19 protein-coding genes are annotated in these 20,043 nt (G+C 75.5%); 9 read left to right on the top strand and 10 right to left on the bottom strand.

Features of this window, described 5'->3' with window-relative positions; all coding sequences use genetic code 11:
• Positions 1-102 precede the first annotated feature (102 nt).
• Entirely contained in the window at positions 103-1,923 is a 1,821-nt protein-coding gene (locus tag BMY88_RS20825) for an ABC-F family ATP-binding cassette domain-containing protein (protein WP_091948411.1), read from the bottom strand.
• A 290-nt stretch (positions 1,924-2,213) separates the two neighbouring features.
• Here BMY88_RS20825 and BMY88_RS20820 point away from each other — a divergent pair, with 290 nt between their 5' ends.
• Positions 2,214-2,990, top strand: coding sequence for a hypothetical protein (locus tag BMY88_RS20820; protein ID WP_091948409.1), 777 nt, complete (start codon positions 2,214-2,216; stop codon positions 2,988-2,990).
• 142 nt (positions 2,991-3,132) lie between these two features.
• On the opposite strand, the gene BMY88_RS20815 is transcribed toward BMY88_RS20820, so the two are convergent.
• From BMY88_RS20815 to BMY88_RS20795, 5 genes are read right to left on the bottom strand one after another with little or no spacing between them, the layout of a single operon-like run.
• Positions 3,133-4,035 (bottom strand): transglutaminase family protein, encoded by a 903-nt coding sequence (locus tag BMY88_RS20815; protein WP_091948407.1) that lies wholly within the window; start codon positions 4,033-4,035, stop codon positions 3,133-3,135.
• Positions 4,032-4,982: an alpha-E domain-containing protein gene (locus BMY88_RS20810; protein ID WP_091948404.1), complete on the bottom strand. Its 951-nt coding sequence runs from the start codon at positions 4,980-4,982 to the stop codon at positions 4,032-4,034. The genes BMY88_RS20815 and BMY88_RS20810 overlap by 4 nt, the downstream gene beginning before the upstream one ends.
• Positions 4,976-6,625, bottom strand: coding sequence for a circularly permuted type 2 ATP-grasp protein (locus tag BMY88_RS20805; RefSeq protein WP_091948401.1), 1,650 nt, complete (start codon positions 6,623-6,625; stop codon positions 4,976-4,978). The genes BMY88_RS20810 and BMY88_RS20805 overlap by 7 nt, the downstream gene beginning before the upstream one ends.
• A gap of 53 nt (positions 6,626-6,678) precedes the next feature.
• Positions 6,679-7,443, bottom strand: coding sequence for a class I SAM-dependent methyltransferase (locus tag BMY88_RS20800; RefSeq protein WP_244524825.1), 765 nt, complete (start codon positions 7,441-7,443; stop codon positions 6,679-6,681).
• Positions 7,436-8,491 carry a methylenetetrahydrofolate reductase C-terminal domain-containing protein gene (locus BMY88_RS20795; RefSeq protein ID WP_244524824.1) on the bottom strand — a complete coding sequence of 352 codons (1,056 nt, stop codon included), beginning with the start codon at positions 8,489-8,491 and terminating at the stop codon, positions 7,436-7,438. The genes BMY88_RS20800 and BMY88_RS20795 overlap by 8 nt, the downstream gene beginning before the upstream one ends.
• A gap of 163 nt (positions 8,492-8,654) precedes the next feature.
• On the opposite strand from BMY88_RS20795, the gene BMY88_RS20790 reads away from it, so the two are divergent.
• From BMY88_RS20790 to BMY88_RS20780, 3 genes are read left to right on the top strand one after another with little or no spacing between them, the layout of a single operon-like run.
• Positions 8,655-9,674, top strand: a complete 1,020-nt coding sequence (locus BMY88_RS20790; RefSeq protein ID WP_091948398.1) for a pirin family protein — start codon at positions 8,655-8,657, stop codon at positions 9,672-9,674.
• 34 nt (positions 9,675-9,708) lie between these two features.
• Positions 9,709-10,677, top strand: a complete 969-nt coding sequence (locus tag BMY88_RS20785; RefSeq protein ID WP_091948395.1) for a pirin family protein — start codon at positions 9,709-9,711, stop codon at positions 10,675-10,677.
• A gap of 40 nt (positions 10,678-10,717) precedes the next feature.
• Positions 10,718-11,143 carry a PPOX class F420-dependent oxidoreductase gene (locus BMY88_RS20780; RefSeq protein WP_091948392.1) on the top strand — a complete coding sequence of 142 codons (426 nt, stop codon included), beginning with the start codon at positions 10,718-10,720 and terminating at the stop codon, positions 11,141-11,143.
• A 68-nt stretch (positions 11,144-11,211) separates the two neighbouring features.
• Here BMY88_RS20780 and BMY88_RS20775 read toward each other — a convergent pair whose 3' ends face one another.
• A complete protein-coding gene (locus tag BMY88_RS20775) occupies positions 11,212-11,958 on the bottom strand; it encodes a VOC family protein (RefSeq protein ID WP_091948389.1) in 747 nt (248 codons plus the stop codon).
• A gap of 68 nt (positions 11,959-12,026) precedes the next feature.
• Positions 12,027-13,124, bottom strand: a complete 1,098-nt coding sequence (locus BMY88_RS20770) for an LLM class flavin-dependent oxidoreductase (protein ID WP_211435761.1) — start codon at positions 13,122-13,124, stop codon at positions 12,027-12,029.
• A 309-nt stretch (positions 13,125-13,433) separates the two neighbouring features.
• Between BMY88_RS20770 and BMY88_RS20765 the strand changes: the two genes are divergently transcribed.
• The 4 genes from BMY88_RS20765 (at position 13,434) to BMY88_RS20750 (ending at position 17,148) form a co-directional block, all read left to right on the top strand.
• Complete coding sequence (locus tag BMY88_RS20765; RefSeq protein WP_139220544.1) at positions 13,434-14,300, top strand: ABC transporter permease; 867 nt, start codon at positions 13,434-13,436, stop codon at positions 14,298-14,300.
• Positions 14,301-14,371: 71 nt separating this feature from the next.
• Entirely contained in the window at positions 14,372-15,439 is a 1,068-nt protein-coding gene (locus BMY88_RS20760) for a taurine ABC transporter substrate-binding protein (protein ID WP_091948382.1), read from the top strand.
• Complete coding sequence (locus BMY88_RS20755; protein ID WP_091948379.1) at positions 15,432-16,247, top strand: ABC transporter ATP-binding protein; 816 nt, start codon at positions 15,432-15,434, stop codon at positions 16,245-16,247. Before BMY88_RS20760 ends, BMY88_RS20755 begins: the two co-directional genes overlap by 8 nt.
• A 31-nt stretch (positions 16,248-16,278) precedes the next feature.
• Positions 16,279-17,148, top strand: coding sequence for a TauD/TfdA dioxygenase family protein (locus BMY88_RS20750; RefSeq protein WP_091948375.1), 870 nt, complete (start codon positions 16,279-16,281; stop codon positions 17,146-17,148).
• A gap of 89 nt (positions 17,149-17,237) precedes the next feature.
• Here the strand turns inward: BMY88_RS20750 and BMY88_RS24750 are convergent, their stop codons facing one another.
• On the bottom strand, positions 17,238-19,244 hold the full coding sequence (locus tag BMY88_RS24750; RefSeq protein ID WP_280138751.1) for a TPM domain-containing protein: 2,007 nt from the start codon (positions 19,242-19,244) through the stop codon (positions 17,238-17,240).
• A 91-nt stretch (positions 19,245-19,335) separates the two neighbouring features.
• On the opposite strand from BMY88_RS24750, the gene BMY88_RS20740 reads away from it, so the two are divergent.
• Positions 19,336-19,695 (top strand): Rieske (2Fe-2S) protein, encoded by a 360-nt coding sequence (locus BMY88_RS20740; protein WP_091948369.1) that lies wholly within the window; start codon positions 19,336-19,338, stop codon positions 19,693-19,695.
• A gap of 85 nt (positions 19,696-19,780) precedes the next feature.
• Here BMY88_RS20740 and BMY88_RS20735 read toward each other — a convergent pair.
• A partial coding sequence (locus BMY88_RS20735) for a hypothetical protein (protein WP_428978327.1) occupies positions 19,781-20,043 on the bottom strand: 263 nt, incomplete at its 5' end.

Below are 20,043 nucleotides of genomic sequence, written 5' to 3'. Positions count from 1 at the left end.
CGGTCCGCGCCGCTCGGGGCGGCGGCGCCCGGCCCCGGGGCGCGACCGCCTGATCGGTCGCCGCCACCCACGACGGCAGCGACCCTCGGCGATCCGGCCCGGCTAGCCGTCGGCGAGCTCCGAGGCGGCCAGCCAGGCCTCCTCGACCTCGGTCTTCTCCGCATGGAGGGCCTTGAGCCGGGCGTCGAGCTCGGCGGCCTTCGCGTAGTCGGCCGCGGCGGCGGCGAGCTGCTCGTGCAGCCCCTTCTCGTCGGCGTCCAGCTTGAGCATCCGCCGCTCCAGCCGGCTCGCCTCCTTCTTCGCCGCGCGGGCCTCGGCGGCGGAGACCGCGGGGGCCGCGGTCGAGGGGGTACCGACCGGTCGGGTCCCGTCGCCCCCCGCCGCCGTGGTCAGCGGAGCGCCCCCGGCCGCGCGGCGGCGCAGGTACTCGTCGACCCCGCCGGGCATCTCGGCCAGCGACCCGTCGCCGAGCAGCGCGACGACCTTGTCGCACACCCGGTCCACGAAGTACCGGTCGTGGCTGACCACCAGCACCGTGCCGGGGAAGCTGTCGAGCAGGTCCTCCAGCGCGGTCAGCGTGTCGATGTCCAGGTCGTTGGTCGGCTCGTCGAGGACCAGGACGTTGGGCTCGGCCATCAGCAGCCGCAGCAGCTGCAGCCGCCGGCGCTCCCCGCCGGAGAGGTCCCCCACCGGCGTCCACTGCCGGTTGGCCGCGAACCCGAACCGCTCGGCGAGCGTGGAGGCCGAGATCTCCTGGTTGCCGATGCGGGCGATGCGCGCGACGTCCTGCACCGCCTCCAGCACCCGGGCGCGCGGGGGCAGCTCGGTGACGTGCTGCGACAGGTAGGCCGGGGCGACGGTCTGCCCCACCACGATCCGGCCGCTGTCGGGCCGCGTCTCGCCCACCAGCAGCTTGAGCAGCGAGGTCTTGCCGGCGCCGTTGACGCCCACGATGCCGATCCGGTCGCCCGGCCCGACGTTCCAGGTGAGGTCGCGGAACAGGGTCCGGGGCCCCTCCTCGGTGGGGACGGCGTAGTCGACGGCCTCGACGTCGTAGACGGTCTTGCCGAGCCGGCGCGCGGCGAAGCCCTTGAGCGCCATCGTGTCGCGGGCCGGGGGCTCGTCGGCGATCAGCGCCTGCGCCGCCTCGATCCGGAACTTCGGCTTGCTGGTCCGGGCCGGCGGGCCGCGGCGCAGCCAGGCGAGCTCCTTGCGGACCAGGTTCTGCCGCCGCTCCTCGGTGACCGAGGAGATCCGGGCGCGCTCCGCCCGGGCCAGCGTGTACGCCGAGTAGCCGCCGTCGTAGGCGTGCACGTTCCCGTCGGCGACCTCCCACGTGGTCGTGCAGACCTCGTCGAGGAACCACCGGTCGTGGGTCACCACGACCAGGCCGCCGGCGCGCTGGTTGACGTACTCGGCGAGCCAGGCCACGCCCTCGACGTCGAGGTGGTTGGTCGGCTCGTCGAGCACCAGCAGGTCCAGCGGCCGGATCAGCTGGGCGGCCAGGGCGACCCGGCGCCGCTCGCCGCCGGACATCGGGGCGACCGGGGCGTCGAGGCCGAGCCGGTCGAGCTCCAGGCCGGTCAGCACGGAGCGGACCGCGGGGTCGCCGGCCCACTCGTGCTCGGCGGCGAACGTCGACGGCGGGAGGACGACGTCGCGCACCGTCGTCCCCACCGGCAGCGTGCCGGACTGGTCGAGGACCCCCATCGCCATGTCGCCGCGGCGGGTGACCCGCCCGGAGTCGGGTTCGTCGGTGCCGGTCAGCAGCGACAGCAGCGTGCTCTTGCCGCCGCCGTTGCGCCCGACCACGCCGATCCGTTCACCGGCGGCGACCCCCAGGGAGACGTCGTCGAGGATCACGGTGGTGCCGTGGGCCTTGTGCACCCGCTCGAGGTTGACCAGGTTCAGCGGAGCGCTCATCGCCCCCAGTATCCCTGCCCCCCTCCCGGAGGGGATCAGGGGACGACCACCGGCCCGCCCAGGCGCCGGCCCGGCGTGTCGCGGCCGGAGGCGACCGCGTCCCGGCCCGACCGGGACCGCCGCCCCTGTCCCTCGGGACACGCGCTCACGGAGGGTGGCGGGTGGCGACCGGCCGGACCACCAGTCGGCCACAAGGAGCGCACAAGCGCGCGCCCGAGACTCGTGATCACCGGCCCCCCGGCCGACCCGCACCGCCCCGCCCCCGGCGGGCCCAGCACCTGGAGGACGCCATGCTCACCGCCGCCGCTCACGACGAGGCCCCGCACCTCCTCGCCCTGCCGGCGCGGCGTCCGGCGCCGGCCCGCCGCCCGCGGCTGGTGGCGGTGGAGCCTGTCGCGGCGCCGGAGGCGGTGTGGTGGGCGCGGATCGCCGACGGCGGACCGTCGTCCGCGGAGCACTCGCTGGTCGCCGTCAATTCCGACCGCTTCGCCGACGGCACTCCCGTGGACATGACCGCCATCGAGTCGCGCGGGCGCCGTCCGGTCGGCTGGCTGGTCGACGTCCGCTACCGGGCCACCGACGGCGCCGTCGTCCGCATCGAGTCCTCCGAGGACCTGACCGGCCTGTGCCCCCCGCTGTGGTTCGCCGAGCTGCACCACGCGACCAGCAACATCCCGGCGTCCTCGCTGCTGGCCTTCACCGGTGGCCCGTTCCACCCCGGGTCGGTGGTCACCCCCCGCGAGGTCGCCGCCGCGGGGCTGCGGATGGCCGACCGCGTCGGGCAGGTCCGCTGGTTCAACCGGTCGGGGATCGTCGACGCCGTCACCGTGGCGCCCGCGATCCGCCGGCGGGGGGTGGCGTCGCTGCTGGTGTCCACGGCCGAGGCGCTGCGGGTGCTGCGCGGCTGGGCCCCGCTGCGCAGCGACGGCCGGCTCACCGACGCCGGCGCCGCGTGGCTGGCGGCGGCCCCGCCGTGCTGGCGGTCCCGGCTGGCCGACCGCGCGGAGGTGCTCCCCGACGAGGAGACCGACGACGCACCCACCGGCGTCGCCCGCCTGCTGAAGTAGCCGCCCCGGCCCCCGCCCGGGCAATTCCGCGCTTCTGCCCCGGGGCAATTCCGCGCTTCTGCCCCGGAGCAATTCCGCGCTTCTGCGCGGGGCAACTCCGCGCTTCTGCCCCGGAGCAATTCCGCGCTTCTGCCCCGGGGCCTCAGGCGAGGCGGGTGACCTCGACCGAGACGGTGTGCCCCTCGCTTCCCGCTCCGGAGAAGATGCCGCGGAACGGGGAGACGTCGCCGTAGTCGCGGCCGCGGCCCAGCGTCACGTGCCGGGTCCCGACCTCGACGGAGTTGGTCGGGTCGAAGGCGCACCAGCCGCCGTCCCACCACTCCACCCAGGCGTGGCTCTCGCCGGTCACGGTCTGCCCCACCACGGCGTCGCGCTTGGGGTGCAGGTACCCGGAGACGTAGCGCGCGGGCAGCCCGAGCGCGCGCAGCATGCCCACGGTGACGTGCGAGATGTCCTGGCAGACGCCCTTGCGGTGCCGCCAGGCCTGCATCGCCGTCGTCTTCACGTGGGTGGCGCCCGACAGGTACTCCATGTGCCCGTTCACGAAGCGGCAGACCGCGGCGGCGGCCTCGTGGGGCGGCAGGTCGCCGGCCACCTCCCGGGCCTGCGCGCCCACCTCGGCGTCCACGTTGGTCAGCCGGGTCGGCACCAGCAGCTCGCCGTACTGGTCGCGGACCTCCGCCCCCCGCAGCACCTCCCAGCCGACGTGCTCGTGCCCGACCGGCTCGGGCCCGGCCTCGACGATCGAGGTGCCGGTGACCACCAGCTCCTCGTGCGGGGTGTGGAGGTCGAAGGCGGTGACCGTGGAGCCCCAGTAGTCGCGGTAGGTGAAGGCGGTGGCCGCCGGCTCGATCTCCACCCGGGAGCGCAGCGTCGTCTGCCGGCCGCCGTTCTCCGGGGTCAGCCGGGCCTCGTTGTAGGACGAGCGGACCGGCCCGCCGTAGGAGAACCGGCTGCGGTGCACCACCTGCAGCCGCCACCGGGACGGCGCGGGCCCGTCCGGCTGCGCAGACCCGGTCTGCGTCTGCGTCTGCTGCGGGCTCATGCCACGCCCTCCGGCACCCAGACCTGCGGCGCCTGCTCGGTGAAGAAGCGGCTGCTGACCGCGGCGCTGGCCGCCGAGCAGGTGCGCTGCAGCTCCTCCAGCCGGGCGGGCAGCCGGGACAGCAGCTCGGGGGTGCTCATGAATTCCAGCAGGGTCCGGGCCCGGCCGACGATGCGGTGCGCCTCGCCGGCCACGCCGATCCGGGTCGCGTCGCGGACGGTGCTGCGCTCCAGCTCGGCCAGGCAGCTCTCCGCCTGGTCCAGCGCGGCGAACACCGACCGCGGGAACAGGCGGTCCAGCAGCAGGAACTCCGCCGCCCGGCTGGAGTCCACCACCCCGCGGTAGGTGCGCAGGTAGGGCTCGTAGGCGCCGGTGGAGCGCAGCACGAGCGTCCAGGACGGCGCCGCGTCACCGGCCATCACGCGGGTGGAGATGATCCGGGCGGTCATGTCGACCCGCTCCAGCGAGCGGCCCAGCACGAGGAACAGCCAGCTCTCGTCGCGGCTCATCGTCGAGTCGGCCAGGCCGAACACCATCGCCGACCGCTCGCGGACGAACCGGAACAGCGAGTGCGGCCCGTACCGGCGCGCCATCGTCCGCTGCTGGGGCAGGGCGTTGTGGGTGACGTTGAGCGACTCCCAGATCTCCCCGGAGAGCACCTCCCGGGCGCCGCGTGCGTTCTCCCGGGCCGCCGACAGGGCCCCGACGATCGAGCTGGGGCTGTCCCGCTCGAAGGCCAGGGTGTCCAGCACCCGCTCGGTGTCGGCGTCGTCCTCGTCGCAGGGCGAGCCCATCAGCGCGAGCAGGTTGGCGCAGGCCCGCCGCTCGTCGATCCACGGGTCCTCGACCAGCCGCTGGGTGTGCACGTCGAGGATCCGGGCGGTGTCGTCGGCGCGCTCGACGTAGCGGCCGATCCAGAACAGCGACTCGGCGATGCGGCTCAGCATGTGAAGGACCCCCTGCCCCCCACTGCCCGCAAGCTCGCAGCGGGCCCCTGCAGGGGGCCGAACCGCGACTGCTGCTGCTGCTGGGACTGGCCGACGACGGTGTCGTTGAGCGGGCCGGGGTCCTGCGCCGGGGGCTCGTCGGGGAGGTCGGCGGCGGTGAACTCGATGCGGGTCGACTCCGGGCGCCCGGGACCGGGCTCACCGGCCGGCCGCGGGTGGCTGAGCACCCAGGTGTCCTTGGAGCCGCCGCCCTGGCTGGAGTTGACGACCAGCTCCCCCTCGGGCAGCGCGACCCGGGTCAGGCCGCCGGGCAGCACCCACACCTTCGAGCCGTCGTTGATCGCGAACGGGCGGAGATCCACGTGCCGGGGCGCGATCCGCCCGCCGATCAGCGTGGGGCAGGTGGACAGCCCGATCGGCTTCTGCGCGATCCAGTCCCGGGGCCGGGCGCGCACCTTCACGGCGAGGTCGGTCAGTGTCCGCTCGTCGGCGCGCGGGCCGATGACGATGCCCTTGCCGCCCGAGCCGTCGACGGGCTTGAGCACCAGCTGGTCGAGCCGCTCCAGCACCCACTGGACGGTGTCGGCGTCGTCGAGCCGGTAGGTGTCGGCGTTGGCCAGCACCGGCTCCTCGTTCAGGTAGTAGCGCACCAGGTCGGGCACCCACGTGTAGAGCAGCTTGTCGTCGGCCACCCCGTTGCCGACGGCGTTGGCGATGGTCACCCGGCCGGCGCGGGCGGCGTTGAGCAGGCCGGCGCAGCCGATGACGGAGTCGGGCCGGAAATGCACCGGGTCGAGGAACTCGTCGTCGATGCGCCGGTAGATGACGTCGACGCGGCGCTGGCCGTCCGTCGTCCGCATGCTGACCTGGTTGCCCGCGGACACCAGGTCCCGGCCCTCGACCAGCTCGACCCCCATCTGGCGGGCGAGCAGCGCGTGCTCGAAGTACGCGGAGTTGTAGACGCCCGGGGTGAGGACGACGACGGTCGGGTCGGCCACGTTCGCCGGCGCCGAGGCCTTCAGCGCGGCCAGCAGGCGGGTCGGGTAGTCGTCGACGGGCTGGATGCGGTGGTCGGCGAACAGCTCGGGCAGCACCTGGCTCATCGCCGCCCGGTTGGTGATGACGTAGCTGACCCCCGACGGCGAGCGCAGGTTGTCCTCCAGCACCCGGAAGTCGCCGGCCTCGTCGCGGACCAGGTCGATGCCGGAGACGTGGACCCGCACGCCGTTGGGCGGCACGAGCCCGTGGGCCTGGCGGTGGAAGTGCGCGCTGGTGGTGACGACGCTGCGCGGCACGATCCGGTCGGCGAAGACCTCACCGGCGCCGTAGACGTCGGCCAGGAACGCCTCCAGCGCCAGCACCCGCTGGGCGACGCCGCGCTCGATGACGTCCCACTCCTCGGCGCCGATGACCCGGGGGACGATGTCGAGCGGGAACGGCTGCTCCTCGCCGGCGTGGGCGAAGGTGACGCCCGCGTCGCGGTAGGTCTGCGACAGCAGGTCCGCCCGCGCGGAGAGCTCCTCCCCCGCCATCGGCTGCAGCGAGGTGAACAGCCCGGCGTAGGCCGGCCGCGGCTGGCCCGGCGTCCCGAACATCTCGTCCCACTGCTGCCCGAGCGGATAGCCGTCGAAGAGGTCCGCCATGCGCGGGGACGCTAGTTCGGCCGTGTGTCCCGCGCGTTTCGGGCGCAGTTCCCTCACCGCGCGGTGGCGATGCCCAGCCAGGGCACCAGCTCGCCGTCGGCGAGCAGCCGGCCGACCCGGCCCGACTGCTCCTGCGCCAGGGCCCACCGCTCGTCGGAGCCGTGCCGGCGCTCGATCTCCGCGTCGACGGCGGCCGCGCGCTCGAGCCACTCGGGCGGGCTGGCGGACAGATCGGCCCGTCCGGCCCGCTCCAGCCGCAGCCCGGCGCCGGCGATCAGGCCGGCCAGCTCCTCCTCGGTCGGGAACTCGTTGCCGTCGGGCAGCGGCGGGGTCAGCGGCGCGACGGCGACGAAGACGAGCAGCCCCGCCCGCCCGCCGGGCGCCAGGACCCGGCGCAGCTCCGCGAGCGCCGCGGCCTTGTCCGGGATGGTGCAGAGCACGCCGAGGGACCACGCCGCGTCGAACGACCCGTCGGCGAAGGGCAGCTCCTGGCCGACCGCGACGACCGCGGGCAGGTGGAACAGGCGGCGCGCGGCCTGCACGGCGCCGACCATCGGCTCGGCGCAGACCGCGCGCACCCCGCGCTCGGCGGCGAGCCAGCCGGCCGGGCCGCCCACGCCGGCGCCGTCGTCGAGCATCCGGCTGCCGGCGGAGAGCTCCAGGCCGTCGGCCAGCCACCGCAGCGCGCTCTCGCTGCCGCTGCCGCGGCACCCGGCCGGGACGGCGTACTCGGGGCCCAGCGTCCGGACCGCCCGTTCGGTCCAGCCGGCGACGGTGTCGAACTCGACCTCCATCGCCTCGTCGGGCAGCTCAACCACCGGACTCCTCCCCCGTGCGCTCTCCCCGGATCCGGGCGGCCACCTCGGCCTTGACCTGCGCTCCCTCGTCCTCGCCGTCGGCCGACGCGAGCCCGGACAGGTTCACCCCGGCCACGCCGTCGATCGCCAGCAGCGCCCGGGCCTCGGCCACGGCGACGGCGATCCCCGCCTCGCGCGGATCGGCCGCGGCCAGCACCCGCTCGACGGCGTCGTCGTCCAGGTAGAGACCGGGGAATCGTTGCAGCACCCGGGCCGAGCGCTCGTCGGTGTAGACGGCGACCCCGGCGACGAACGGCAGGGTCGCACCCGCGGCCCGCGCGGCGGCGACGAAGCGGGCGACCTCCGCCGGTGTCCGCACGTGGTTGAGCACGCACAGCTGCGCGCCGGCGCGCTGCTTCTGCGCCACGCGGGCCGGCCGCAGGTCCACGGGCGGGGCGGCCGGCGACTCCGGGACGGCGACGTTCAGCCCGGCCGCGGTGGCCAGCGCGGCCAGCCGGGGCCCGTCGAGGTCGAACACCTGCGTGGCGCCCGACCGGACGCCGGGGCCGCGGGCGTCGCCGGTGACGCACAGGACGCCGTCCACCTCGAGCGCGGCCAGACCGGCGACCTCCTGCTCGAGCACCACGCGGTTGCGGTCGCGGCAGGCCAGCGTCGTCCACAGCCGCCCGCCGGCCGCGTGCACCTCGGCGGCCACGACGGCCGGGGGGAAGTCCGGCCGGTTGGCGTGCTCGCCCACCAGCAGGCCGTCGGAGACCGGCGCCAGCACGTCCACCACCCGGCGCAGCGACTGCGGGTCGTACGGGACGACGGAGAGGTCGGTGAGCACGACGGGGCCGGAGGCGGCGCGGTCCAGGAGGCTGCCGGGCCGGGGCGCGGGCGCGGGCGGCGGCTCGTCGGGCCACGGCATCGCCGGCTCGTCGACGAAGACGCAGCGGTGCTCGGCGACCTCGCACCGCTCGTCGGCGCGGACCCCTCCGCAGGGGCCGAAGACCATGTGCTTGGGGCAGCCCTCCCGGGCGGGCAGGTCGGCGAGCAGCGGGGTCGGCACGCGCTCCACCTTGACGCCTGCCAGGGACTTTCGCGCGCGAAGGCCCGCGTTCGGGGGCCGGGGCGCGCGCGGGACACTCGAGACGTCCCGGCGGGAACACAACCGTGCCCCGGGGCGCTAGGGTGACCACAGGTAGTTGAGCTCTCAACTCAAGGAGACCGAGATGCCCGCCATCACCGTCGAGGACACCACCACCCTCCCCCGCGTCCCCGCGCCCGCCCCGGGGACCGTCCGCCGCCGGGTCCGCTCGGTGACGACGGCGCCGTCGGGCTTCGAGGGAGAGGGCTTCCCGGTCCGGCGCGCCTTCGCCGGCGTGGACCTGCGCGACCTGGACCCCTTCATCCACATGGACCAGATGGGCGAGGTCGAGTACGCGCCGGGCGAGCCGAAGGGCACCTCCTGGCACCCGCACCGCGGCTTCGAGACCGTCACCTACATCATCGACGGCACCTTCGAGCACTCCGACTCCCACGGCGGGGGCGGCACGATCAGCAACGGCGACACCCAGTGGATGACCGCCGGCAGCGGGCTCCTGCACATCGAGAAGCCCCCGGAGGCGCTGGTCGCCAGCGGCGGCCTCTTCCACGGGCTGCAGCTGTGGGTGAACCTCCCCCGCGCCCAGAAGTGGGCGGAGCCGCGCTACCAGGACCTGCGCGCCGAGCAGGCGGCGCTGCTGGCGAGCCCCGACGCCGGCGCCTTCCTGCGCGTCATCGCGGGAGAGCTCCCGGACGCCGGCCGCTCCGTCGTCCACAAGGGCCCCGGCTCGACGTACAGCCCCATGGCCATGGTGCACGCGACCATCGCGCCCGGAGCGACGCTCGACCTGCCGTGGCGCCCGGACTTCAACGCCCTGGTCTACGTGCTCAGCGGCGCGGGCTCGGTCGGCGTCGACGGGCAGCCCGTGCGCACCGGTCAGCTCGCCGTCTTCGGCCCGGGAGACACGATCACCGTCAGCGGCGCGAAGCAGCAGGAGTCGCGGACGCCGGCGCTCGACGTCGTGATCCTCGGCGGCCTGCCGATTCGCGAGCCGATCGCCATGTACGGGCCGTTCGTCATGAACACCCGGCAGGAGGTCATGGACGCCTTCACCGACTTCCAGGCCGGCCGGCTCGGGTCCGTCCCGGCGGAGCCCGTTCCGCACGGCGCCGTCCGGGGCGAGACCGACGGCACGCCGGGCGCCTGACGCCGGGCACGGAAGACCACGGAGGGGCATCGCCATGAGCAACCTCGACCGCCGCCCGGCCGCCCGCGAACTGGGCGGCCTGGCGGCGACCGCGCCCCGCCCGGTGCTGGAGCTGCTGCCGGCCAAGGAGGTCCGGCTGGGCGAGAGCACCCGCGTGCGCCGGCTGCTGCCCACCCTCGGGCGCCGGCTGGTCGGCGCCTGGGCGTTCGTCGACCACTACGGCCCGGACGACGTCGCCGCCGGGGCGGGCATGCAGGTGGCGCCGCACCCGCACACCGGCCTGCAGACCGTCTCCTGGCTGCTGCAGGGGCGGGTGCACCACCGCGACTCCCTGGGCAGCGACGTGGAGTTCGGCCCGGGCGAGCTCGCGCTGATGACCGCCGGGCACGGCATCGCCCACTCCGAGCAGTCGCCGGTCGCCCACCCGCGCTATCTGCACGGCGCGCAGCTGTGGGTGGCGCTGCCCGAGGCCGCGCGGGACACCGCACCCACCTTCGAGCACCACGCCGTCCTTCCCGGGTTCACCTCCGACGGGTTGACGGCGACCGTGCTCATGGGGTCCCTCGGCGGGGCGACCTCGCCCGGCACCGCGCACAGCGCGCTGGTCGGCGCCGACCTGGAACTGGGCGCGGGGGCCGACGTCGAGCTCGCCCTGGAGCCGGACTTCGAGTACGCGCTGCTCGGGGCCTCGGGCGGCGCCGAGGTCGAGGGAGCGCCGCTCGGGCACGGCCAGCTGCTGTACCTCGGCACCGGACGCCGCACCGTCCGGGTGCGCAGCGAGGCCCCCACGAAGCTGCTGCTGCTGGGCGGCGAGCCCTTCGAGGAGCAGCTGGTGATGTGGTGGAACTTCGTCGGCCGCTCGGGCGAGGAGATCGCCGCCTTCGCCGAGCAGTGGAACGCCGAGCACGAGCGGTTCGGCGCCGTCGTCGGCTACGACGGCCCGCGGCTCGCCGCGCCCGTGCTCCCGCCGGTCCCGCTCAAGGCCCGCGGCAGGGAACGCTGAGCGACGCCCCCCTCCCCCCACCCCTCGAAGGAGTTCTCCCGTGACCGTCGACCCGCGCCTGCTCGAGTTCGTCGCCGGCCGGAAGTGGGGCGTGCTGGCCACCGTCAAGCGGGACGGCCGCCCGCAGCTGTCCAACGTCGGGTACGCCTACGACGCCGACCGGCAGCTGTTCCGGGTGTCGGTGACCGCCGACCGGGCCAAGACCCGCAACCTCGAGCGCGACCCCCGGGTGACGCTGCACGTCTCCTCCGACGACTTCTGGGGCTGGGTGGCCGTCGAGGGCACGGCCGACCTCACCCCCGTCGCCACGGACCCGCACGACGCCACGGTCGAGGAGCTCGTCGCCTACTACCGCGGGGTCGGCGGCGAGCACCCCGACTGGGACGAGTTCCGCGCGGCGATGGTCGCCGAGCGCCGGCTGGTCGTCCGGTTCCGGCCCGAGCACGTCTACGGCCAGCTCAGGTAGTCACGCGCTCTCGGCCCCGTCCCGAGGCTCGCCCCGAGCGCGCGAGGGGCGAGGAGGACGGGATCCTGTCATTCCATGACGGAGAACGCCGCGCCCCACGGGTCCTCGACGACGGCGAACCGGCCGAACTCGGTGTCCTCCGCCGGGTGCAGCACCTTTCCGCCCCGCGCCTCGACCGCGGCCACCGTGTCGTCGGTCGAGGAGACGCCGAAGCAGACCGCCCAGCCCTTCGGCAGCCCGGGCTGCACCGGGCCGAGGCCGCCGAGCGGACGGTCATCGGTGGCGAACGTGGCATAGCCGCCCATGTCGGGGATCTCGTCGAAGCGGTAGCCGAACACGGCGGTGTAGAACGCCCGTGCGGCGGCGACGTCCTCGACCGCGGCCTCCTCCCACACCAGCGACCCGGGCTCGTTGAACACCCGCACGCCGGTGTGCTCGCCGGACTGCCACAGCCCGAAGGCGTTCCCCTGCGGGTCGGCCGCGATCGTCATGGTGCCCAGCGGCCCGATCTCCATCGGCTCGACGACGACGGCGCCACCGGCCCCGCGGATGGCCTCGACCGTCGCGGCGGAGTCGTCGGTCGCGACGTAGACCGTCCAGCCCGGCGCGTCGTCGGGGTTCGTCAACGGGCCCATGCCCGCCGCCGGGCCGCCGTCGCGAAGTGCGTTCAGGTAGCCCCCGTACTCGGGGTCGCCGCCGGTGAACGTCCAGCCGAGCAGCCGGCCGTAGAACTCCCGCGCCGCGTCGACGTCGGTGGCGCCGTAGTCGATCCAGCACGGCGTGCCGGCCGGCCAGGGGGTGGTCCGAGTGGGCATCGCTCCTCCTCCGGGGTGGGGGAGGTCACGCTGCCATCGGGGTCCGACGATTCCCAGGGACCTGCGCCTCAGGCCGCGCGCGACGCCGCCCCGAGCAGCGGGAGCACCTCCTCCCCCACCCGCCAGGCCTCCTCCAGGTGCGGCCAGCCCGACAGGACGAACTCGTCGAACCCGAGCGCCGCGTACTCGGCGATCCGCTCGGCCACCTGCTCGTGGCTGCCCACCAGCGCGGTCGCCGCCCCCTCGCGGACCAGGCCGATGCCCGCCCAGAGGTTCGGCGCGATCTCCAGCGACCGGGCGCCCTCGCCCGCCGTCCCGCCGTGCAGCGCCGTCATCCGGGCCTGCCCGACCGAGTCCATCCGGGCGAAGCGCTGCTGGGCCGCGGCGATGGCCGCCGGGGACATCTGCGCGAGCATCCGATCGGCCTCGGCCCAGGCCTCCTCCGGGGTGTCCCGGCTGACGACGTGGATCCGCAGCCCGAAGCGCAGCGCGCGGCCCACGGCCGCCGCCTTCTCCCGCACCCGGTCCAGCCGGACGGCGACCTGCGCCGGCGGCTCGCCCCACGTCAGGTAGGTGTCGACGAACCGGGCCGTCACGTCCTCCGCCGGGGCGGAGGCACCGCCCAGGTAGACGGGCGGGACGACGGCCGGCGGCTCGGCCAGCCCGCCCCCCTCCACGCGGAAGTGCTCGCCCGCGAAGTCCACCGACCGCCCGGCGAGGCACCCGCGCAGCACCTCGAGGAACTCGCCGGCCCGGGCGTAGCGCGCGTCGTGGTCGAGGAAGTCACCGTAGGCACGCTGCTCCACCGGGTCGCCGCCGGTGACCACGTTGAGCCGCAGCCGGTTGCCCGACAGCCGCTGGAAGGTGGCCGCCTGCTGGGCCGCCAGCGTGGGCAGCGTGAAGCCGGGGCGGAAGGCGACGAGGAAGTGCAGCCGGTCGGTGAGCGCGGCCAGCGCCCCGCACACCACCCAGGGGTCCTCGCAGCCGGACCCGACCGGCGTCAGCACCGCCTCGAACCCCGACTGCTCCGCGGCCCGGGCCACGGAGGTCAGGTACTCCAGGGTGGGGCGGCGGCTCAGCGCGGCGGCGTCGGAGCCGCGCGCCGTCGTCACCGGGTTGACGGCGCGGCCGTCGCCGCGGGTGGGCAGGAACCAGGAGAACTGCACGGCGGCCTCGGGCGGGGAGGGGACGGGAGATCGTGTGGAGCAAACCACATCAAGCCGATCGGGATTGACGGGATGGATCATCGCGGCCTAACGTCCGCGGTCGTCGATTCCCGGGGTGTCCGCCCCGCCGAGTGAGGAGAGGAGCGCCGCATGACCCCCTGCCCGCTCACCTCCCGCCGCACGATCGACCACGCGCGCGTCGCCAGCGCGCTCTGTCGCCGCTCCTGACCCGGCCCCCGCGTCCGCCCCGCCTGCGGACACCCCCTCGCGACGTCCCCCCGTGCCGTCGTCCGCCACCAGGAGCCCACCGTGTCCGCCCTGCTCTCCGCCCCTGCCTCCGAGACCGCCACCGTCGAGCCGGCGACGGTCGCGGCCCGGCGCCGCCGCGGCTCCGGCCGCTGGCACCGCGTCGGCGTCCGGGTGCTGGCCACCGCGGCCCTGCTGGGGCTGTGGCAGCTGCTGTACTCGCTGCGGATCTGGAGCCCGGTGCTCCTGCCCTCGCCGCGGGCGGTGTGGGACGCGCTGATCCGCACGTCGACCACGCACGACGGCACGGTCGGCTACCAGGGCCACCTGCTCATCGAGCACCTCGGCATCAGCCTGCAGCGCATCGCCCTCGGGTCGGTGCTCGGGATCGCGGCCGGCCTCGCGGTGGGGCTGCTCATGGGCACGCTGCCGTGGGTCCGCGTGGTGGTCGAGCCGTGGGTGACGTTCGTGCGGGCGCTCCCGCCCCTGGCCTACTTCAGCCTGCTGATCATCTGGTTCGGCATCGACGAGTCGCCGAAGGTGTGGCTGCTGGCGATCGCCGCGATGCCCCCGGTGGCAGTCGCCACCGCGGCCGCCGTCGTCGGCGCGCCGACCGCGCTGGTGGAGGCGGCCCGGGCCATGGGCGCCCGGGGCTGGCAGGTCACCACGACCGTCGTCCTGCCGGCGGCGCTGCCCGAGATCGCCACCGGCATCCGGCTGGCCGTCGGCATCGCCTACTCGTCGCTGGTCGCGGCCGAGACCGTCAACGGGATGCCGGGCATCGGCGGCATGATCCGCGACGCCCAGACCTACCTGCAGTCCGACGTCGTGATCCTCGGGCTGTTCGCCATCGGCCTCTCGGGCCTGGCCATCGACGGGGTGCTCCGCGCGATCGAGCGCCGCCTCGTCCCCTGGCGCGGCCGCGGCTGAGCCGCGCCGCCGTCCCCCCGATCCCCCGGCGCCGTCCGGCGCCGAGTCCTCCCCGAAGAGAAGGAACACCCATGAGCACGCCCCGCGGCTGGCGCCGCCTGGCAGCAGCCCTGTCCCTGACCGCCCTCGTCACCGGGGTCGCCGCCTGCGGCGACGACGGCGACTCCGCCGAGGGGGACGGCGGCGGCGCGGGCACGATCCGCATCGCCTACCAGGCCTTCCCGAGCGGGGACCTGATCGTGAAGGACCAGGGCTGGCTGGAGGACGCGCTGCCCGAGTACGACATCGAGTGGACCAAGTTCGACTCCGGCGCCAGCATCAACACCGCGTTCGTCGCCGACTCCGTCGACATCGCCGCGATCGGCTCCAGCCCGGTCGCGCGCGGCCTGTCCGCGCCGCTGGACATCCCGTACCAGGTCACCTGGATCCTGGACGTCGCCGGTGACAACGAGGCCCTGGTGGCCCGCGAGGGCACGGGCATCGAGTCCGTCGAGGACCTCGTCGGGCACAAGGTGGCGACGCCGTTCAGCTCGACCTCGCACTACAGCCTGCTCGCCGCCCTCGACGCGGCCGGCGTCGACTCCGCCGACGTCGACCTGATCGACCTGCAGCCGCAGGACATCGTCGCCGCCTGGACCCGCGGCGACATCGACGCCGCCTACACGTGGCTGCCCTCGCTGTCGGAGATCCAGCAGACCGGCAGCACGCTGATCACCAGCCGCGAGCTGGCCGGCGACGGCAAGCCGACCCTGGACCTCGGCGTCGCCTCGACCGAGTTCATCGAGGCCAACCCCGAGGCCATCTCGGCCTGGCGCCAGGTGCAGGCCCGGGCGCTGCGGCTGATCGCCGAGGACCCCGATGCCGCGGCCGAGGCCGTGGGCCGGCAGCTGGGCATCAGCCCCGAGGAGGCCGCCGAGCAGCTCAGCCAGGGCGTCTTCCTCGACCCCACCGAGCTGACCACCGCCGAGTGGCTCGGCACGCCCGACGCCCCGGGCAACCTGGCGGCCAACCTGCAGGACGCCGGCGAGTTCCTGGTCGGCCAGCAGCAGATCCCGGAGGCGCCCTCCCTGGAGGACCTGCAGGCCGCGATCTACACCGACGGGCTCGAGGACGACGTCTCGAGCGATACCGGTGAGTAGTCCGCTCACCGGTCCCCCGGCCGGGGCGCGCGCCCCGGCCGGGGGTGCCCCCCTGTCGGTCCGGGACGTCACCCACACCTACGGTCGCGGCGCGACCGCGGTGCCGGCGCTCGGCCCGGTGTCGCTGGAGGTGCCGGCCGGGGAGTTCCTCGTGCTGGTCGGCCCCTCCGGCTGCGGCAAGAGCACGCTGCTGCGGCTGATCGCCGGCTTCGAGGGGCCCACCGGCGGGCAGGTCCGGGTGGGCGGGGAGGTCCCGCGCCCCGGGCGGCAGGCCGGCGTCGTCTTCCAGCAGGCGCGGCTGCTCCCGTGGCGGACCGTCGGCGGCAACGTCGAGCTCGCGCTGCGGCTGGCCGGGGTGCCGCGCGAGCAGCGCGCCGCCCGGGTCGCCGAGCTGCTGGACCGCGTCGGCCTCGCCGGCACCGCGCAGCGGCGGACCTGGGAGATCTCCGGCGGCCAGCAGCAGCGCGTCGCCATCGCCCGGGCGCTGGCCGGGTCGACCCCGCTGCTGCTGCTCGACGAGCCCTTCGCCGCCCTCGACGCCCTCACCCGCGAGCGGCTCCAGGAGGACCTGCGCCGGGTGTCGGCCGAGGCCGGCACGACGTCGGTGTTCGTCACCCACAGCGTCGACGAGGCGGTCTTCCTGGCCACCCGCGTCGTCGTCCTCACCCGGTCCCCGGGCACGGTCGCGCTCGACGTGCCCGTCGACCTGCCCCGCTCCGGCCTCTCCCCCGACGAGCTCCGCGGCCTCCCCGGCTACGCCGCGCTGCGCGCCGAGATCGGGGCCGCCGTCCGTTCCGTCGCCAGCTGACCCCGCGCACCGATCGACGCAGGAGACCGCCATGACGCTCACCGCCACCGCCCCGACCGACCTGCTGACCGTCGAGCCGATCGGGCCGTTCCACGGCGCCCGGGTCCTCGGGGTCGAGCTTGCCCGCGCCGACGACGACACGATCGCCGCCGTCCGCGCCGCCCTGACCGCGCACAAGGTGCTGTTCTTCCCGGCGCAGGCCCTCGACCCCGACAGCCAGGTCCGGCTCGGCCGCCGGCTCGGCGAGCTGACGCCGTCGCACCCCGTCGTCCGCGGCGTGGACGAGGAGCACCCGGAGATCTACGCCCTCGACGCCGCCGACAACGGCTTCGGCGACACCTGGCACACCGACGTCACGTTCGTCCGGCGGCCGCCACTGGGCTCGATCCTGCGCGCGGTCCAGCTGCCGCCCGTCGGCGGCGACACCTCGTGGGCCGACGCCGAGGCCGCCTACGCCTCGCTGTCGGCGCCGGTGCGGGCGCTGGCCGACCAGCTGACCGCGGTGCACGACGGCAACCGCGAGTGGGGCTACCACCTGGCCCAGCGGGGCGGGAACCGATGGGACGACGGCGAGTACACCCGGCTGACCCCGGTGGAGCATCCCGTCGTCCGGGTGCACCCGGAGACCGGGCGCCGCAGCCTGTTCGTCAACCCGGGCTTCACGTCCCACATCGCCGGGGTCTCCGAGGCGGAGAGCCGCGGCCTGCTCGACGCGTTCTACGCCCACCTGACCAAGCCGGAGCACATCGTGCGGCACCGCTGGTCGCCCGGCGACGTCGCGATGTGGGACAACCGGTCGACGTTGCACTACGCCGCCCGGGACTACGGCGACTTCCGCCGGATCATGCACCGGGTGACGCTGCGCGGCGACGAGCCGGTGGGCCCGGCCACGATCAGCTGACCTGATCCGAGCGCGTCCTCCCGCACCGCGCGCCGTGCGGGAGGACGCGCCGCGGTGAGGGAGGACGTCGCCTCGAACCCGGGGGCGGCCTAGAAGCGGCCGCCACCCCCGCGCCGGCCCCCTCCACCGCCGCGCGAGCCGCCCCCGAAGCTGCCCGAGCGCCGACCCGATCCGCCGAAGGAACCGCCGCGGTACCCGCCCCCGCCGCCGCCCCCGAGGAGGATGCCGCCGAGCACGAGGCTGCCGAGGTCCGGCCCGCGCCCGTACCCGGGCCCGGCGAACCCGCCGCCGCCGAACCCGCCGCCGTAGCCACCCCCGCCGTAGCCGGAGTTCCAGCCGGAGACGTCGGACTGGGCGCGCTGCAGCGCCTGCGCGGCGAGGGCGTCGGCCTGCTGCGCCGCCTGGAGCGCGCCGACCGGGTCGGTGCCGGCCAGCCCCGTCGCCGCCTGCAGGTGCCGCTCCGCCTCCGCCAGCCGGGTGCGGGCCTCGGGCCCGACGGCGCCGCGCCGGGTGGCGATGAAGTCACCGGCGGCCGCGATCGTCGAGCGGGCGTTGAGCAGCGTCTGCTCGAGGGCGGCGGCGGCCCGGTGGGCCCGCGCCTGGGCGTCGCGGGCCGCCCCCAGGGCCTGCTCCAGCGCGATGTCGGCCTCCTCCAGGCGGCGCAGCGCCGTGAACGGATCGGGCCCGCCGGCGGCCCCCGCCATCGCCTCGTCGGACGCTCCGATCGCGGCCTCGGCGCGGGCGATCTGCGGCTGCAGGCCGCTGCGGTCCCCCGACGCGACCAGTGCCCGGGCCTCGGCCAGGTCCTGCTCGGTGTCGGCGCGGGCCGCGGGGATGCGCTGCACCGCGGACTCCAGGTCGGCGGCCAGCCGGCCGATCGCGTCCAGCAGCTGCCCGGTCTGCACCACGGCGTCCTCCGCGGCGCGCAGGTCGCCGACGGCCTCCCCGGGCCGGCCGGAGTCCAGCGCCGTCCGCGCCTCGGTGACCTCCTGCTCGGCGGCGGCCAGCCGGGCGCGGGCCTGCTCGAGGTTGTCGGCGACGGGCGCGATCGCCGCCGGGGCGTACCGGCGCTGCAGCTCGGCCATCCGCTGCTCGTCGGCGGGCAGCCGCCCGTGCAGCGCGGTGATCCGCGGGCCCAGCGCCTCCAGTGCCTGCGGCGCGTTCTTCTCCAGGTCGCGCAGCTGGTCGAACTCCTCGGCCTGCGAGTCCAGCCGCGCGTCGGCCGCCGCCGTCAGCGCCAGCATGTCGGCGAGCATCGCCCGGGTCGTCGGCTCGTCCTCCGGCACCTCGTCGTCCAGCTGCTGCCGCAGCGTGAACGCCCGGGTGAGCTCGTCCCGGGACTGCGCGAGCGCCTCGCCGAACCCGGTGACGGCGTCCTCGCCGTACTGCAGCCGGGCGAAGTCCAGGTCCAGCTGGGAGGTCTTGATCGCCTCGTCGAGCTCCAGCAGCGCGGTGCTGGCCCGGGCCTGCAGCTGGTCGGTCGGCACGCCGGCGTGCGGGTCGGGCCGCTCCAGCCGCGTCACCTCGGGTGCCGCCGCCTGCCGCCGCTTCCGGCGCACCCGGGTGACGACGTACGCGCCGCCGCCGAGCGCGATCAGCCCGCCGACCACGGCCACCGTTCCGTAGTCGGTGCCGTTGGCCTCGGCCAGACCCTCCGCGAACTGCTCGGCGCCACCGGCCCAGTCCCCGTCGCCGAACAGCGGCTCCACGTCGGACGCGGCGAACTCGTCGACCTCGTCCTCGGTGACGTCGACGTCGCTGCCGAGGGCGTAGCCGTACTCCCGGTCCTCGACCGCGACGGCGAGCAGGACGTCGGTGCTGTCCAGGCCGGACGCCGTCGCGCTCTCGTCGGCCCAGGTCCTGCGGTCGAGGCCGTCGAAGGAGTCGACGAAGACGACGACCAGCTCGATGTCCTCGTCGACCTGCAGCTGCTCGAGCGCGTCCTCCACCGCCGACTGCTCGTCGTCGGAGAGCACGTCGGCGCGGTCGTCCACCTGGCCCACGACGTCGACGGGCGGCTCGGCGAGCGCGGTCGTCCCGGTCAGGACCACCGCTGCGGCCACGGCGAGGACGACAGCGAACCGGCGGAGGACCACGACGGCGACCCTACCGACGCGCTCCCGGTCTGGGACGGGCGCGAGCGGGTAGGGAGCCGGTCCGCGCGCACCCTCCCGACCTGGAGCCGACATGGCCGACGAGCCCGACCGCATCCCCGCCGCCGACCTGCCGCCCGGAGCGGTGCGCCGGGTGGGGGACTGGGCGGTGGGCAACCGCGGCGGCGCCCCCTTCGCCGTCTCCCGCCGCTGCCGGCACCAGCTGGCCGACCTCTCCGAGGGCACCCTCGATGCCGAGGGCTGCCTGGTCTGCCCCTGGCACCGCAGCCGCTACGACGTCCGGACCGGCGAGATGGTCGAGGGGCCCCGGGGGTTCCTCGGCTACCACGGCCCGACGCCGGGCTACTCGCAGCTGGTCCGGGGCTACGCCCGCTACCTGAAGCTCCGCGTGCGCCGGGCGGTGCGCCGCGGCGACGACGTCGTCCTCGAGTAGCGGAGTGCGCGAGCGCAGGAAACCTGCGTGTCGTGTCTCCGGACCTCTGTCGCAGTGATGTCTGAGGACATGTGTCGCACTTCGGTTAGGCCGCGCAGAGTGTGGCGTAACGCTTGGCCGGGTTCAGGGTCAGTTGGCCGATCAGGTCGCCGCTGAGGGCGTGGAAGCTGACCTGGGGGCCGTTGACCAGGGCGGTGACCTGGGCGCCGCCGTAGGCGGCGCCCAGGCGGATCAGGTGCCGGCCGAGGGTCACGGTGCCGTGCGGGATGACGGTGAGTCGGTGCACGGTGGCGTCGGTCTGCAGCGGTAGCTGCGCCGGCCCACCGTGCGCCGGCGCGCTTTCCCAGG

Source organism: Trujillonella endophytica, from assembly GCF_900110555.1.
GTDB lineage: Bacteria > Actinomycetota > Actinomycetes > Mycobacteriales > Geodermatophilaceae > Trujillonella > Trujillonella endophytica.
This window is presented reverse-complemented; position numbering and strand designations above follow the sequence as displayed.

Coding starts and splice junctions, on each gene's coding strand:
- BMY88_RS20805 (WP_091948401.1), bottom strand. CDS start 6,625: ATGGCGGACCTCTTCGACGGCTATCCGCTCGGGCAGCAGTGGGACGAG.
- BMY88_RS20810 (WP_091948404.1), bottom strand. CDS start 4,982: ATGCTGAGCCGCATCGCCGAGTCGCTGTTCTGGATCGGCCGCTACGTC.
- BMY88_RS20790 (WP_091948398.1), top strand. CDS start 8,655: ATGCCCGCCATCACCGTCGAGGACACCACCACCCTCCCCCGCGTCCCC.
- BMY88_RS20815 (WP_091948407.1), bottom strand. CDS start 4,035: ATGAGCCCGCAGCAGACGCAGACGCAGACCGGGTCTGCGCAGCCGGAC.
- BMY88_RS20775 (WP_091948389.1), bottom strand. CDS start 11,958: ATGCCCACTCGGACCACCCCCTGGCCGGCCGGCACGCCGTGCTGGATC.
- BMY88_RS20760 (WP_091948382.1), top strand. CDS start 14,372: ATGAGCACGCCCCGCGGCTGGCGCCGCCTGGCAGCAGCCCTGTCCCTG.
- BMY88_RS20825 (WP_091948411.1), bottom strand. CDS start 1,923: ATGAGCGCTCCGCTGAACCTGGTCAACCTCGAGCGGGTGCACAAGGCC.
- BMY88_RS20740 (WP_091948369.1), top strand. CDS start 19,336: ATGGCCGACGAGCCCGACCGCATCCCCGCCGCCGACCTGCCGCCCGGA.
- BMY88_RS20820 (WP_091948409.1), top strand. CDS start 2,214: ATGCTCACCGCCGCCGCTCACGACGAGGCCCCGCACCTCCTCGCCCTG.
- BMY88_RS20750 (WP_091948375.1), top strand. CDS start 16,279: ATGACGCTCACCGCCACCGCCCCGACCGACCTGCTGACCGTCGAGCCG.
- BMY88_RS20785 (WP_091948395.1), top strand. CDS start 9,709: ATGAGCAACCTCGACCGCCGCCCGGCCGCCCGCGAACTGGGCGGCCTG.